This is a genomic window from Flavobacterium sp. T12S277 (genome assembly GCF_048514875.1).
Taxonomy (GTDB): domain Bacteria; phylum Bacteroidota; class Bacteroidia; order Flavobacteriales; family Flavobacteriaceae; genus Flavobacterium.
Map to the genome: position 1 here is coordinate 85,805 of NZ_JBLYEG010000014.1, position 15,397 is coordinate 101,201.

The following is a 15,397-nucleotide window of genomic DNA, read 5'->3' on the forward strand; positions in this document are numbered from 1 at the left end:
CCGTTGTAAAAACCGGATTGTCTAGTGGCTTATCAATGTCCGAAAGACACAATTTTTAATAGCGAACCGCTTAATTTGCGTTTGCAGATAACAATTAAAATTGATTTTAAAATCATAAAAACGCAAAACATTTAAATTTTTAATAACATAAATCGATTTTTTGTTGGCTTATGGTTATAAAATGGTAAAAGTTCACTCCTTCTCGTACTTAGTGGGGAATTATTTTGCGACATCGTTTAAATTTGTGAAGTGCGAAAACTCATTATATACCTGTTCATCTTTTTAATTGTATCCAATATTGGGTTCTTTCAGCAGTTCTATAAACTGCCGATATTATTGGAACACTTTAGAGAGCACCAGGAAAGACATGAGATTAGCTTTTTTGATTTTTTAGAAATGCATTATTGGGGAGAAGATTTAAAAGACAATGATTCCGACCGAGACATGCAGCTTCCGTTTAAAAACATATCCGGCCCTTATGTGCAGCTGGTATTTGTTCCGCAGGATAAACCTCTATTTTATATTCCCTTTACGATCGGATTTTCGCAAGCTGTTGCAATTCCTTATACTTCAGATTTATATTCGAATCCCGCTTTGTTTTCGGTATTCCGCCCTCCTGTAGCTTAATTTAATTTTCCGGAATTTTTATTGTGGTGAAAACATTTTGATGTTTTGGCCATGGCATTAGTATTTCAAAAAAATTAAATCAAATTATGCTTAATAAGATCATACAATTCTCAGTTAAAAATAAACTGGTAATTGGGGTCTTCACCTTGCTATGGATTATCTATGGCGTGTTTGAAGTACCCCGTTTACCTATTGATGCCGTTCCTGACATCACCAACAATCAGGTACAAATTATTACAACAGCTCCGTCTTTGGGAGCAGAATATGTAGAGCGTTTAATTACATTTCCAATCGAACAGGCGATTAGCAACATCCCGCAGCTCAAAGAAAGTCGGAGCATTTCGCGTTTCGGACTTTCGCTGGTCACGATTGTTTTTGCAGATGATACCGACGTGTATTGGGCGCGTCAGCAGGTTGCGGAACGATTGCAAAAAGTAGAGATCGCGGAGAATGCCAACATTCCTGAAATGGCACCGGCAACAACAGGTTTGGGCGAAATTTACCAGTATGTCCTGAAACCGCAACCCGGTTACGAAACCAAATATTCTTTGGAAGATTTACGTACCCTACAAGACTGGACGGTTAGAAGACAGCTTTTGGGAACTCCCGGAATTGCTGATGTCGCTACTTTTGGAGGCAAGTTAAAACAATATGAAATTGCCGTTAATCCGTCTCGCCTAAAAGCACAGAACCTGACGATAAAAGAGGTTTTTACAGCACTGAACAGTAATAACGAAAACACTGGCGGCGCTTATATTGAAAAAGGCCCAACCGTACTTTACATCCGAAGTGTCGGACTGACTCGAAACATCAGGGACATTCAGAATATTATTGTCAAAAATACACAGGCTGGAACTCCTATTCTGATCAAAGATATTGCAGAGGTAAAAATGTCTTCGGCCATACGTTACGGGGCATTAACAACAGCTGATATTGGCGAATCGGTAGGTGGAATTGTGATGATGCTAAAAGGGGAGAACGCCAATAATGTGATCGTAAATGTCAAAAAACGTGTTGCCGAAATTGAGAAAATCTTACCGAAAGGGTTGAAAATTGAACCTTTTTTAGATCGTACCAAAATGGTCGATAATGCGATTGGTACGGTTCAGAAGAACCTTATCGAAGGAGCATTGATTGTGGTGTTAGTACTAGTGCTTTTCCTGGGTAATTTAAGAGCGGGTTTTATAGTGGCTTCGGTAATTCCTTTAGCGATGCTTTTTGCCATTATCATGATGAACACCTTTGGCGTGAGCGGTAATTTGATGAGTTTGGGGGCGCTTGATTTCGGTTTAATTGTGGATGGTGCGGTGATTATTGTAGAAGCCATTTTGCATCACATTCATTCGGCTAAAAAATACAAAGCAATCGATTCTATTTCGCAGGAGGAGATGGACAAAGAGGTGACAGGTTCGGCAGGGCGTATGATGAATGCCGCCGTATTCGGACAGATTATTATTCTGATTGTTTATCTGCCGATCTTGTCTTTGGAAGGGATCGAAGGAAAAATGTTCAAACCAATGGCACAAACCGTAGCCTTTGCTATTTTGGGTGCTTTTATATTGTCGCTTACTTATGTTCCGATGGTGAGTGCTTTGTTTATCAGCAAGAAAGTCAGCCACAAACCCAATTTGTCGGATCGGATCATGGCAAAACTGGAGTTTTACTATGAAATTGGATTGTCGAAAGCGTTGCAAGTCCGAAAAGGAATTGTGATTTCGGCATTTGTGCTGTTTGGGATTGCCTTAGTCATTTTTAGCCGAATGGGAGGAGAATTTATTCCGCAGCTTGAAGAAGGTGATTTTGCGGTAGAAACCCGTTTACTGCTGGGGACAAATCTGTCGACGACAACGGCCACTATTGAGAAAATTTCGACTGCATTGAAAAACAGGTATCCCGAGGTAGAAAAAGTAGTTTCGAGAATTGGAAGTGCCGAGATCCCAACAGATCCGATGCCTATAGAAGGAGGGGACATGATTATTGTATTGAAAGACAAATCAGAATGGACAAGTGCTTCTTCGTTTCCTGAATTGGCCGATAAAATGACGGAGACGGTTAAAGAGGTCGCACCCGGAGTTACGACCGGTTTTCAGTTTCCGGTACAGATGCGTTTTAACGAATTGATGACAGGAGCAAAGCAGGATCTGGTTTGTAAAATTTATGGTGAAGATCTCGATAAATTGGCAAAATATGCTGAACAGCTGGGCGCGATTAGTAGCACAGTAGAAGGAGCTACGGATCTTTATGTAGAGAAAGTTACCGGAATGCCACAGATCGTTATTGATTATGACTGGGCCGAAATGGCGAAGTACGGGATTTATGTTTCGGATATCAATCAAACCGTAAATGCTGCTTTTGCAGGTGCTGTAGCGGGAAGCATTTACGAAGGAGAGAAAAAGTTTGATATGGTGGTGCGCGTGGAGGCTAGTGGACGAAAAGACATAGCCGATGTTCGCAATTTATTGATTGCAACCCGTTCCGGAATGCAGATTCCGCTGTATCAGGTGGCTTCTGTAAAAGAAGTCGAAGGTCCGAATCAGATTCAGCGTGAGAACGCTAAAAGAAGGATTATTGTCGGTTTTAATGTGAGAGGGAGAGACGTCGAATCGATAGTCGAAGAATTGCAAAAGAAAGTAAACAGTCAGATCAAATTTGAGCCCGGTTATTATATTACCTATGGCGGTACTTTTGAAAACCTGCAACAGGCAAAATCCCGTCTGGGAGTTGCGGTTCCTGCAGCTTTGTTTATGATTTTGGCATTGCTGTATTTTGCGTTCAGATCGTTTAAAGAAGGAATTATCATTTTTACAGCCATCCCGTTATCGGCAATTGGCGGTGTATTTGGACTGGCTTTGCGCGATATGCCGTTTAGTATTTCGGCCGGAGTTGGTTTTATTGCACTGTTTGGTGTGGCTGTTTTGAATGGAATTGTTTTAATCTCCGAGTTCAACCGAATCCAAAAGCAGGGCGAAATTACCGATCCGCTTCAAATCATTATTAACGGAACCAAAAACAGATTACGTCCTGTATTGATGACCGCCGCGGTAGCCTCTTTAGGGTTTTTACCAATGGCTTTAAGCAATGGCGCAGGAGCAGAGGTACAACGCCCGCTTGCAACCGTTGTGATCGGCGGACTGATTACGGCTACTTTGCTGACACTTTTTGTGCTTCCGGCTATTTATTTAATGACGTATCATACCAAAGTTTTTTCGAAAAAAAATAAAAAACACAAGATGAATAAGCTGACTTTACTGGTGCTGGCTTTGTTCCTTACCGTTTCGGTACAGGCACAGGAAGCGCCAATATCTCTTGAAGAATCGCTGTCAATAGCGCTTCAGCACAACAGAAGAATTAAATCTTCGCAATTGAATGAAAGATCAAAAGAACAGTTGGAAAAAACGGCTTTTGATTTTCCCAAAACAGCTCTGAGTGCCGATTATGGTCAGTTTAACAGCGCTGTAAACGATACGCGTTTTGGCATTAGCCAGACTTTTGCATTTCCGACATTGTATACCCATCAGAAAAAAGCTTTGAGGGAAAATTACAATGCAGCCAAAGCGGAATCGCAGTTAACGGTACAGCAGATTAAGTCGAATGTGAGGAACTTGTTTTATTACTACATCTGGCTGAACAGCAAAAAGGATTTATTGGTTTATGCCGATTCGATTTACAGGTTAATGGAGCAGAAATCGGAGCTGCGTTATAAGACAGGGGAGACCAATGTACTGGAAAAAAGCGCTTCTCAATCGGCACGGCAATTTTACACCAATCAGCTTACAATGGTCAATAAGGATATTGCTATTACGCTTAAAATGTTCAATACCGTTCTTCAGGACAGTAAGATTCATGTACCTTTTTCTGAAACGATCAAGAATGATTTTGCTGTTTCCTTAAATCAGAATAAAAATACGGCAGCACTTCCTCAGGTGCAACTTTCGCTGTATGAAGCCGAAGCAGCAAAGTGGAAGTGGAAAACCGAACAGGCCAAAATACTACCTGATGTAACAATTGGGTACAATAATTTAAGCATAATAGGTACACAAACCAGTACTTCATGTCAGGATGTTTATTACAATAGCAGCCAGAGGTTTAATTATGTCAATTTGGGGCTGTCAGTTCCGTTGTTTTTCAGCAGTCAGTCGGCGCGTAACAAAGCTGCCAAAGCGGAGTACGAAACCTATAAGATGCGGGCAGAAACGACAAAGATTGAAATGCTGACGGAGATTAGTAATGCCGAAAGTGAGATCGAAAAGTACAAAGAAAGCCTTGCTTATTATGAAAACGAAGGACTAAAAAATGCAACGGTAATTATTGACGCTGCGAATAGTCAGTTGGAGAATGGTGATATTGATTACCTGCAATGGGTGTTGGTTGTCAATCAGGCGATAACCATAAAAAATGAATACTTCGACAGAATTAACGATTACAATAAGGCCGTGATTAATTGGCAAACCCTTAATAATTTATAAAAGAATGAAAACATATAGCAGCATCATTTTAGTTTTTTTAGGCTTAGTTTCCTGTCAGGGCGATAAAAAAGAACAACAGACTAAAAAAGAAATAACAGCCGAAAACAGTATTCAGTTCAGCGAAGCACAGGTTAAAAATGCAGGACTGGTGGTGGGGTCTCCGGAAGAACGAACTGTGAAAGGAATATTACAGCTTCAGGGAACGGTTACCGTACCGCCAAAAAGTGTGGTAACGGTAAGTATTCCTTTGGGAGGTTATATTAAAAAGACCGATTTAATGGCCGGAATGCACGTTCGAAAAGGGCAATTGCTGGCGGTAGTCGAGGACATGCAGTACATACAGTTGCAACAGGATTATCTTACGACAAAAGAAAAATTTCAGTTGGCTCAAAGTGAGTTTAACCGCCAGAAAGAGCTTAATGCAAAGAAAGCCAGCAGTGATAAGTTGTTTGAACAGACATCGACGGAGATGCAAACACAGCGCATTTACATGGCATCGCTGGCACAAAAACTGGGATTGCTGGGTATTAATGTTAAAACACTCACGGCTTCAACGATAAGCAAAACGGTTGCAATTCATTCCCCAATAAATGGTTTGGTGGCGAAGATTAATGTGAATGTCGGCAAATACATTTCGCCAACCGATATGCTTTTTGAGTTGATCGAAATGAGCGATATTGTTTTGGTAATGAATGCTTTTGAGAAAGACGTACACCTGCTTTCGGTTGGGCAGACGGTTACGGCTTATACCAATGCCAATCCGTCAAAAAAGTACAAAGCAAAAATTGCTTATATCAATCAAAGCCTGAACGACGATCGTGCAGCAGAGGTAATTTGCAAAGTGAATCACTATGAAAGTTCATTAATACCGGGACTTTTTATTAATGCCGAGGCTGAGTTTGATAACCAAAAAGCGCTTACAGTTCCCGAAGATGCTGTGGTAAGATGGCAGGGTAAGTTTTTTGTTTTTGTGAAGACTGGCGGGCATAATTTTAAAATGATCCCGATTGAATTGGGTACTGCCAGTGAAGGATACCGTCAGATCAAGTCTTCGATTATCGATGCTTCTTCGGCAATTGTAATCAAAAATGCCTATACGTTGCTGATGGCTTTCAGGAACGGAGGAGAGCAGTAGTTTTAAGTAAAAAAAAATCCCCCAGCTCCATAGGGATTGGAACTGGGGGATCATAAAAAAAATAAAACACAATCTTTAGAACGTATACCTCACTCCAAATTGTCCCTGGAATCTTGAGGCTAACTGATCTACAGTATAAGGTGATGTCGAAGGTTTTTGGAACGTATAGGTTGGATCGCCAGTAGCTACTCCGCCTAAATTTCCTGATTTTGTTAACCCAAGATTTGCTGTTGAATTGTAAGTGTTTGGAACGAAATAACTTCTTCCCCAATCTTTATTGATCAGGTTTCCAATATTTGCTACACTGAACGAAAGCTGTAAAGTACCCACTTTGGTAATTTTAATTTCATCCATTAATTTCAAATCGGCCTGGATATTCCAAGGTGTTGTAGCACCATTTCTTTCGGTGAAATTTCCTCTTCTGCTTTTCAAATAATCGTTTCCGTTAATGAAAGCTTCATAATCTGCTACCTGCTGTGCTGCTGTAGCCGATGGAACACCTGCTGCATTTACACCAATGTATTTCGCTGCTTCTGTGGCATCTTTAAAGATATAAGCCAATCCTGCTGCCTGACCTGTTCCTGCAATAGTAGAGTTTACAAATCCCCATGAAAACGGATTTCCGGACTGAGCATTGAAATATACATTTGCTGAGAAGATATTGTTATCGGCTACTTTTACTGCATATCCAACATTCGAAACAATTCGGTGTTTGATGTTAAAGTTGGACGTTGCCAATTGCGGATTGTTTGGTGTTAACGATTGGTTCATCTGAAAGTTACTCTCCATCGAGTTACGGATTCCGTTGGTAATGTCTTTAGAATTTCCGTAAGTATAAGCCACCATAAAGTTAAGACCGAAATCGTACGTTTTAGAGATCATCTCGGTAATGCTGTATCGGTATCCTTTGTTGGTATTCGACAATAGATACGCATTAGAGAAAGCCGGATTTATATTGGCTGCATAAATTGGCATCTGGTGATTGGTATCATACGAAAAGTAAGTAGGGTTATCGGTTTTATTTACCTGTTGAAATTCAAGATCACGAATTACTTTGGTATACATCCCTTCGGTTGTAAATTTGTACCCATCGATGATTTTATCGATCGCAAGTGAGTTTCTTAAAACTGCAGGCATTTTAAATTTATTGTCAACTAAATCGGCCTGTACTTTTGGCGTTGCATCGTGATAGCCGTTTAATCCATTGTTTGCCAAAGGATCTCCCGCTGCTGCAACCTGTGCCGGAGTAAGATTGTTTTTGTCATAACTTCCGTAACCTACACCATCATTGTAGTAAGCATATCCCAGCCATGCAAATGGAATTCTTCCGGTAAATACTCCCGATCCACCTCTAATAACCAGTGTTTTGTCTTCGTCTACATTATAGGTAAATCCAATTCTTGGTGACACCAATGCTGTGCTGAAGAAGTTGTTTTTAATCTGGCTCAATGGCGTGTACGAATAGGTGTTGCCATAATTAGGATCAGCCGGAGAGTTTTGTACTTGTGAACTCAATTTTGGCTTAGTAGGCAAGTCTGTATAGTCAATTCTTACGCCCGGAGTAAGTTTTAATTTATTTCCAATTCTAATTTCGTCCTGTACATAAACACTGTAAAGGTTTACTTTAAACTGTGCATATGGATTGTTGAAAATCTGATCTCTGGTTGAACCGTCAAAAGGGTAGGTACCACGAACACGGGTAGGAAGTTTGCCGTAGAAATCGGCCAAAGATTTGTATGATACTCTTCCGTTAAGGGCGTTTACAAATCCGTAATTGATGTCGTAAAACTCATTGTGTGTACCAAACAACAAAGTGTGGTTTCCGGTTTTATAGGTAAGATTGTCCGTGATTTCGGCCGTGTTTTGTTTCATATTGAATACTGTTGCCTCACGATCGTTTCCTAAAAAGATTGTTCCTCCGTTATAACCAATTTCAGTTTGGGGAAACATGATATTGCCTGATTTTGGATCGCGATAATCTTTGATAGCCGAATAACTGGCAATGAACGAGTTGGACCACTGGCTGTTAAAATGGCTTTTAAGTTCTAAAACGGTACTGATAGATTGGTTTTTCTGTGTAAAATCCATGCTCGAGAACCTGAAGTTAGCAGCGTCACGCTCTAAGTTGGAAGCCTGAGAGATAACCGTATTGTTTCTTAACGACAGCGCGTGTTTGTCATTAATTTTCCAATCTAATTTGTTGAAGAATTTTTGACTTTTTGCAAAGTTGTTGTACCCACCGAAAGTTCCTGCGTCAAATCCGTAATTTGTTTTTACGAAGTCCGAGATTTGTTGTGCGGTAGTGTTGTCTACCAATGAAGTCAATTTACCATTAGAATCGGTTTGTCCTGCATTGTAAAATAAAGGATCTGTTCTTTCGGCATACTCCATATTGGTAAAGAAGAACAATTTATCTTTAACGATTGGTAAACCTAGACGGAATCCAATTTGATAATCACCAAACGAATTTGGCATTTTTGAACCATCACCGGCATTGTTGCGTCCTGTAATGGCTGCATTTCTGCCATAACTGTAAATCGACCCGCTCACATTGTTGGTACCGCTGCGGGTAACGGCATTTACGCTTCCGCCTAAAAAATTTCCTAGTTTAATATCGTAAGGAGCAATATAAACCTGAATATCCTGTATCGCATCAAGGCTTATCGAATTGGAACGCGTACTGCTTCCCGGCATTCCTGAAGTCCCTGATTGTCCTCCTAATGACGGGCTAAAACCAATAGCATCATTGTTGATCGAACCGTCAATAGTAACGTTGTTGTATCTGAAATTGGTACCGGCAAAAGAGTTATTAGAACTCTGTGGTACTAGTTTGGTCACATCCTGAATTCCTCTGTTGATTAACGGAAGGCCATTCACTTGTTTTTCATTAATATTGGTTCCGTTATTTTTAGAAGAAGGTTTAGAGCTTGTAATGACAACTTCTTCTAATACATTATTGTCTCCTTTGCTAACCACTATCGTTGGCAGGTCGTTATCACCAAGGGCTAAGTGTATTTGTGCGTTAGAGTAATCTTTGGTGGAAGCACTTTTGATTTCTAATTCGTAAGGTCCTCCGGCATTTAAATTTTCGAAACTAAACCTACCTTGTTTGTCAGTTGTAGCTTTATACACTGCGTTAGTAGGTAAATGTGTTAAAGTAACCTCCGCGTCGGTAAGCGGGCTAGTGCCGTCATTTACCTTTGCAGATAATGAAGAGGTCGTAATTTGGGCAAAAATGTTTCCCATGGCAAGGAGCATTACAGCCGAAAAAAAGAGTTTTAGTTTTGTCATTGATTTTTAGTTTTTATTTGACAAAGAAACTCTGTTTGTTCGGATCGGATTTAACGCTTTTGTTAACTTAAAATGATAAAAAAATATAGTGTTACCTTAAAATTATCAGGTGGTTATCCTTTTAAAATTTTCTAAGCCTTTAAAATCAATGATTTGTGTAACTGGTTAAAAATAAAAAGATTAGAGTTGTATTTAAAGTAGATTAGAGAAAGATTAGAGTGTTAAGCCAAGGTTACCAAATGTAAAAACAGGCTTTGTTAAATCTGCGTACGGTCGCAAAAAAACGAAACAATTTATGGAAATTGCAAAGTGATAGAAGTGCCTTTTCCGACTTCAGAATCAACATTAACGGTAATGTGATGCAGTTTGAGTATTTGCATGGTAATAAAAAGACCTAATCCTTGTCCTTGTATGTGACGGGTATGATCGCTTCTGAAAAAAAGATCAAAAATAGCTTCTTTGTCCTGCTCTGTAATTCCGGGCCCCTGATCGGTAATTTGTATTAAAAGTTTGTTTTTTTCTGTGAGCGCAAAAACAGTTACCGGCTCAGGAAATGAGAATTTAATCGCATTGTCCAGAATATTGTACAGCGCTATAAAAAGCATGTGTTTATTGGCATAGACCGAAAGTAAATTTTCGTGTTCTGCCAGTGCACTCAAATCTACCGATACTTTTGATTCGGGATATTCGATTGCCTTCTTTTCCAAAACATTCCATAGTATTTCGTCGATCCTTACCGTTTCCATTTGCTGAGGCTCAGACAGTTCAAGACCCGATAATACCAGAAGCCCTTCTAAAGTTGATTTTAAGTGCAGGGTGTCTTTTCGAAGCGATTTTAAGATCTCTTCATACTGCTCGTTCGTTCTGGGCTGTTGCAGGGATACATCGATATCTCCAATGATAATGGTTAGGGGAGTTTTAAGTTCGTGTGACGCATTTTTGAGGAAATTTTTTTGCGTCATAATACCGGTTTCAAGTCTTTCTAAAAGATAATTGAAAGTGGTAACCAGTTCTTTAATTTCGTCTTTCCCTTGAGCCTGCTGAACTTCTAATCTCGAATGCAGGTTCTCGGTGGTGATGGTATTTACTTTTGCAATGACTTCCGAGAAAGGACGGAAGGTTTGTCGGGCTAAAAATGTTCCCATAAGATAGTTTAATGGAATGCCGGCCAGATAAAAAAGAATAAACATAAAGCCCAGAATTTCCAGCTGTCGGTTACCGGCGCGATCGATACCCGAGACTACAATTATAAAATCGCCCTGATTGTCTTTGTAAAATAACCCCACAAACTGCCTGTCGTTTATCGTAAACGATTCCATTTTATTTTTTACAATACTATTCAGATCGTGATCTGTTAGCGGAATGTCAACAGAATCCTTTAGGTATAATTTTTTTGTTTTGGCATCGTAAACCCGTATCGATTCGTTGTTGATTCGGTTGTATTGAACTTCAATTTGATGATAACGTTCGTTGGTGAATTCTTTTATTTCGTCTTTTTTGAAATAAAACAAGGCAGCTGTCATCGCATGATCCTCCAGATTGTCATAGTAAAGATCTTTCATGTGGCTTCTGAAAAGAAGAAAAGATCCGGCCATGAGCAATCCGACGATAAAAGCAAAAAGCAACGTAGAATTTACAGCTAACTTATTTTTAAGATTCATAACGTTTTAGATCTATTTATTTTCTCTCGCAGATTTGGCAGATTGCTTCGCCTGTTCGCTATCGCTCGGGTTAGCAGATTTTCAATCTATAGTCTTTCTTCTTTCTTCTTTACTCTTTCCACATCTCACATTCCACATTTCACATCTCACGTATAACATTTTCAACTCTTCTGCTTCAACATATACCCAGTTCCTTTTATCGTATGAATGAGTGGAGTGGGGAAGTTTTTGTCGACTTTATTGCGCAAATAGTTAATGTAAACGTCGACTGTGTTTGAGGTGCTGTCAAAATCAATATTCCAGACGGCTTGTGCAATTGCGACTCTTGATAATGCGGTTTCGCGGTTTTTCATAAAGAAAATTAAGAGTTTGAGTTCTCTTGACGAAAGGTTGAGTTCTTTTCCGTCTCTTGTGGCACTTTGTTCTTTCATATTGATTTCGATTCCGGCATAGGATTGAAAATCGAGAATTCCAGTGCTGAATTCGGCGCGACGCAGCTGGGCATTGATTCGGGCTAAGAGTTCTTCAAACATAAAAGGCTTTGCCAGATAATCATCGGCACCGGATTGGAGGCCTTTTACTTTTTCCTGCGGCGTATCGAGTGCGCTTAAAATTAGGATGGGCACTATTATTTTTCGGCTTCGTAAAACTTCACAAACTTCAAATCCGGTGATGTCCGGGAGCATGATATCGAGAATGATGATATTGTACTCATTTTCCATGACCTCCTTAATGGCTTCAAAACCTTTGGTGATGGTTTTTACTTCATACAAATGTTCTTCAAGTCCTCTTGTAATAAAAGAGGCAACTCTGGGATCGTCTTCGACTAATAATACTCTGTTCATATTCGAAATATAATTGGGGTATGGGCTTTTTTTAGGTAATAAAATAATTCTTTTGTTGACGTACCGGATTTATTTTTTTATTGTTTAATTCTAGTAAGGTATTTTCGATCATTTCTGACATTGCATCGAGTGCCAGATCGTTAGGCTGTAATCCGAAAGGGTTTTCGAGTTCGTCTGCAATTGCTTCGAGCGCTACAAAAGTATAGGCAATAAAAACAATGATGAAGGGCGTAATCCAGCCCATAGTTTCGACAAAGCCAAAGGACAATAAAAAGCAATAAATATAAACCGTTCTGTGTAACAATACACTATAGGTGTAGGGGATAGGAGTACCGGCAATTCGCTCGCATCCGCCAACAATGTCAGACAGTTTGTTTAGGTTTTCTTCAAAAGCCAGTTGTGTCACACTGTCGATTTTGTTTTCTGATTTGGCATTTTTAACCCAAAGTCCCAGTTCTCTTAAAAGAATGATTGGTTTGTATCGAACTTCCTGTAACTGTTTTTCGAGTTCTTGTGGAAGCAGTCGTTTCATATCGGCAGCAGCGTCAGTCTCTCTAAGCTGGTGTTTGAGACTGTATACAAAAGCAATAAGCAAATTAGTAAATTTTTCGCGTTTGGCTTCGTATTCCTGATCGGGGATAAGCGTGATGCTTTGGCGTGCGAGAGATCGGGTGTCGTTGAGCAAGGCACCCCAGAGTTTTCTGCCTTCCCAGAAACGATCGTAACTCACACTGTTTCTAAAACCGAGAAAGATTGCCAGAGCAATACCGAATAGTGTGAAAATAGCAGGATTGATGTGCAGATCGTATTGAATCAGCCAGGGTTTAAAATAAACAACTGCGAAGGAAAATAACAACAGCAGTAAAAGCCTCGGAAGCAGTTGTGGCAAAACGGAACCTCTCCACTCAAAGAGCATTTTGAACCAGGTATTCTTTTTCTTTATAATCATTAGCGGGCTTCAGATTTAATACTATAAAAGTAATTAAAACTACCAGCTCCAACAAAAAATGATAAAAATATATGATGCTTTAATTTTTGATACAAAAAGAGTAATATTTATTTTAAAACTTCTCGTAGTTAAAAAAAATCTCAATAAAATTAATAAGAAAGACAAAATTAGAGTGTTATACTAGGATTGTCATTGCCTAATTTACTTAATAAAGTAATTGTTTTTTAGATACTTTATAAAAGTGTATAATATAATTATTGAAAAACATAGTACACTTAAAATTAACAGGCAGTCAGTAAATTTGTTGTCTATCTCAAACATTTTTGAAATAAAAAAAATCACTATTGATAATGTTCCTATTATTCTCAGAAACAATCTTAATCGGTTTTGATTTTTATTCATAGTAAAGAATTATTGGTTTCTAGGTGTATTCTGATCGTCATTTCCACGAGGTCCCATATATGGTTCTTGCCAAATTTGCATTGTCGGACTTCCTCCAAATCTATTTGTTTTAACATATCCAGTATATGTTACAGAATTTGTACTATTTAGGGTAAATGAACCTATGCCCAGCGAATTTGAAAATTGACCAATCGCTTCAAAAACAATCATGTTGCCATAGGTAGTTATGTTTACTGTTATCTGGGAATAATCTCCTGCCATATCATAACCATATTTGTATGTTGTCACGGAAGATTCAGTAACATTGCCATTAATGTCTAGATTGTAATCGATTCTGACAGAGATATTTGCTGCCGGAAAAGTATTGTCAAAATACAGTGTAGAAGAATATTTGTATGGAGGATCATCATTAGTGGAAGTATTTTTACTGGTTTTGCTACTTTTTAAATTAGCATACAGTATTTCTTTCCATTTCTTAGATCCTAAATTGTCTTCCTTAGAAATATCATTTGAGCTTATCATTTTAGAACTCTCATAATTAGTTTTAAGTGATTTTAATATAGTTTCTAATTCTTCTGAACTTGATGCCTTATAGCTTGGTTTTTTTATATTAGAATTTTCTAAAGTGTAACCATAAGTTTCAGCCAAAATTTTAATTTGGTTTTCTGAATTTACTTGTTTATTTGTGTCTTCGATTTGGTTATCATTATCGCAACTTGCAAGGAGAGCAATTAAAGCCAGAGCGGGTAATAGCTTTTTTTTCGTAAGATTAATAATTTTCTTAGTGTTGAGCAACTGTGAATTCATCGGAAAAAGTATATAGTTAAGGCTAGTAAGGGGTTAAAAGTAAGAATTTTTTTAATTAAAAAATATAAAAGAAAGAAATAGTGATATATTTAACATACAATATTGCTTTTTTAATTGGAATATGATGATTGTTATTTATTTTGGATAATATAAAGTAATGAAGTTTCTCAGATGGGAATCATTTTATCAGCAATAGGTATTTAACTGTTTTGCTATATTTTAATCCATAAAAAAAAGCCGATTTCCCCCAAGAAACCGACTTTTTTAATTTTCCCCTTACGAGGAAAGTATTTGTTTAAAACTTTGTATTCAATTGATTAGCGCAAAGCGTATCTCAACTTAAGTCCGTAAGAGACCAATCTGACATTATTTGCCAGCGGAGAATCAAGTACGCTGTTGTGTTGTAGCTTTACAGGAAGTTCCGGATTGTACTGAACCAGATTTTTACCGCTAGTTCTGTCGTAGATATTATTCAAACCATAGTCTAAATAAAGTCCGATATAAATCGAGCTTCTTTTTCCAATGCTTTGTTTTAAACCTGTTTCAATCGTAGCCGAATAAGATACTTTGGTGTCTAAATCCTGTTCTTCGGTTTTTACATCATTGGTACTGGCAAAGCCTGCAAATGCCGGGTTAAACAATTCTACATTGTATTGCGGATAGTAACCGCTGGTAGTAAGGTTCTGGATGGTAGTTTGGTAACATCCTTTGACCGCAAATCCTACTTTGGCTCCGGCAGCAATATATAATTTGCTTGTTCCTGAAGTTTCATACTGAATTCCGATCGGAACATTTACATAACCTAAGTTTTGTTCTTCTCTCAAATTAGTAGCCTTATATCGGAATTGAAAGTTTTCCTGTTCAGCATCGGTTGTTGCGTATTGCCCGCTAACAAATGCAAATTTTGCATCAGAGCTGTACGTTTGATACTCAGCGCCGATTCCGATACTCAATCCTTCATTTAGATAATAAGAATATCGAATTCCTGCACTAATTCCGTTTCCGGGTACCAGCTCACCGGCAAAACCATATTTTAGAAAAGAACCCGGTCCTGCGACAGAGATCGATAGTTCCTGTTTTTTATCCTGACTATAACCCTGTAGACAAATCGCCAGAATTGCCGTCATTGTTGCTATAGATTTTATAGAGGTACTGATATATTTTTTCATCTTAAAGTTGTATTAGCCAGTACCATTTTGAAGTGGTACTGGCGT

9 protein-coding genes are annotated in these 15,397 nt (G+C 38.6%); 3 read left to right on the forward strand and 6 right to left on the reverse strand.

Annotation, left to right across the window (positions count from 1 at the left end):
* Nucleotides 1-249: 249 nt before the first annotated feature.
* The 3 genes from ACN1CN_RS18425 (at nt 250) to ACN1CN_RS18435 (ending at nt 6,228) form a co-directional block, all read left to right on the forward strand.
* A complete protein-coding gene (locus ACN1CN_RS18425) occupies nt 250-627 on the forward strand; it encodes a hypothetical protein (RefSeq protein WP_264524225.1) in 378 nt (125 codons plus the stop codon).
* A gap of 86 nt (nt 628-713) precedes the next feature.
* Entirely contained in the window at nt 714-5,093 is a 4,380-nt protein-coding gene (locus ACN1CN_RS18430; protein ID WP_419136670.1) for a CusA/CzcA family heavy metal efflux RND transporter, read from the forward strand.
* A gap of 4 nt (nt 5,094-5,097) precedes the next feature.
* Complete coding sequence (locus ACN1CN_RS18435; protein WP_419136671.1) at nt 5,098-6,228, forward strand: efflux RND transporter periplasmic adaptor subunit; 1,131 nt, start codon at nt 5,098-5,100, stop codon at nt 6,226-6,228.
* 75 nt (nt 6,229-6,303) lie between these two features.
* Here ACN1CN_RS18435 and ACN1CN_RS18440 read toward each other — a convergent pair whose 3' ends face one another.
* The 6 genes from ACN1CN_RS18440 to ACN1CN_RS18465 form a co-directional block, all read right to left on the reverse strand.
* Nucleotides 6,304-9,519, reverse strand: a complete 3,216-nt coding sequence (locus ACN1CN_RS18440; protein WP_419136672.1) for a TonB-dependent receptor domain-containing protein — start codon at nt 9,517-9,519, stop codon at nt 6,304-6,306.
* 293 nt (nt 9,520-9,812) lie between these two features.
* Nucleotides 9,813-11,180 carry a HAMP domain-containing sensor histidine kinase gene (locus ACN1CN_RS18445; RefSeq protein ID WP_419136673.1) on the reverse strand — a complete coding sequence of 456 codons (1,368 nt, stop codon included), beginning with the start codon at nt 11,178-11,180 and terminating at the stop codon, nt 9,813-9,815.
* A 161-nt stretch (nt 11,181-11,341) separates the two neighbouring features.
* Nucleotides 11,342-12,025, reverse strand: a complete 684-nt coding sequence (locus ACN1CN_RS18450; protein ID WP_264524220.1) for a response regulator transcription factor — start codon at nt 12,023-12,025, stop codon at nt 11,342-11,344.
* Nucleotides 12,026-12,056: 31 nt separating this feature from the next.
* On the reverse strand, nt 12,057-12,974 hold the full coding sequence (locus ACN1CN_RS18455; RefSeq protein ID WP_419136674.1) for a bestrophin family protein: 918 nt from the start codon (nt 12,972-12,974) through the stop codon (nt 12,057-12,059).
* Between the two features lie 411 nt (nt 12,975-13,385).
* Nucleotides 13,386-14,183 carry a hypothetical protein gene (locus ACN1CN_RS18460; protein WP_419136675.1) on the reverse strand — a complete coding sequence of 266 codons (798 nt, stop codon included), beginning with the start codon at nt 14,181-14,183 and terminating at the stop codon, nt 13,386-13,388.
* A gap of 317 nt (nt 14,184-14,500) precedes the next feature.
* Complete coding sequence (locus ACN1CN_RS18465; RefSeq protein WP_264524217.1) at nt 14,501-15,352, reverse strand: PorT family protein; 852 nt, start codon at nt 15,350-15,352, stop codon at nt 14,501-14,503.
* Between the last annotated feature and the right edge of the window lie 45 nt (nt 15,353-15,397).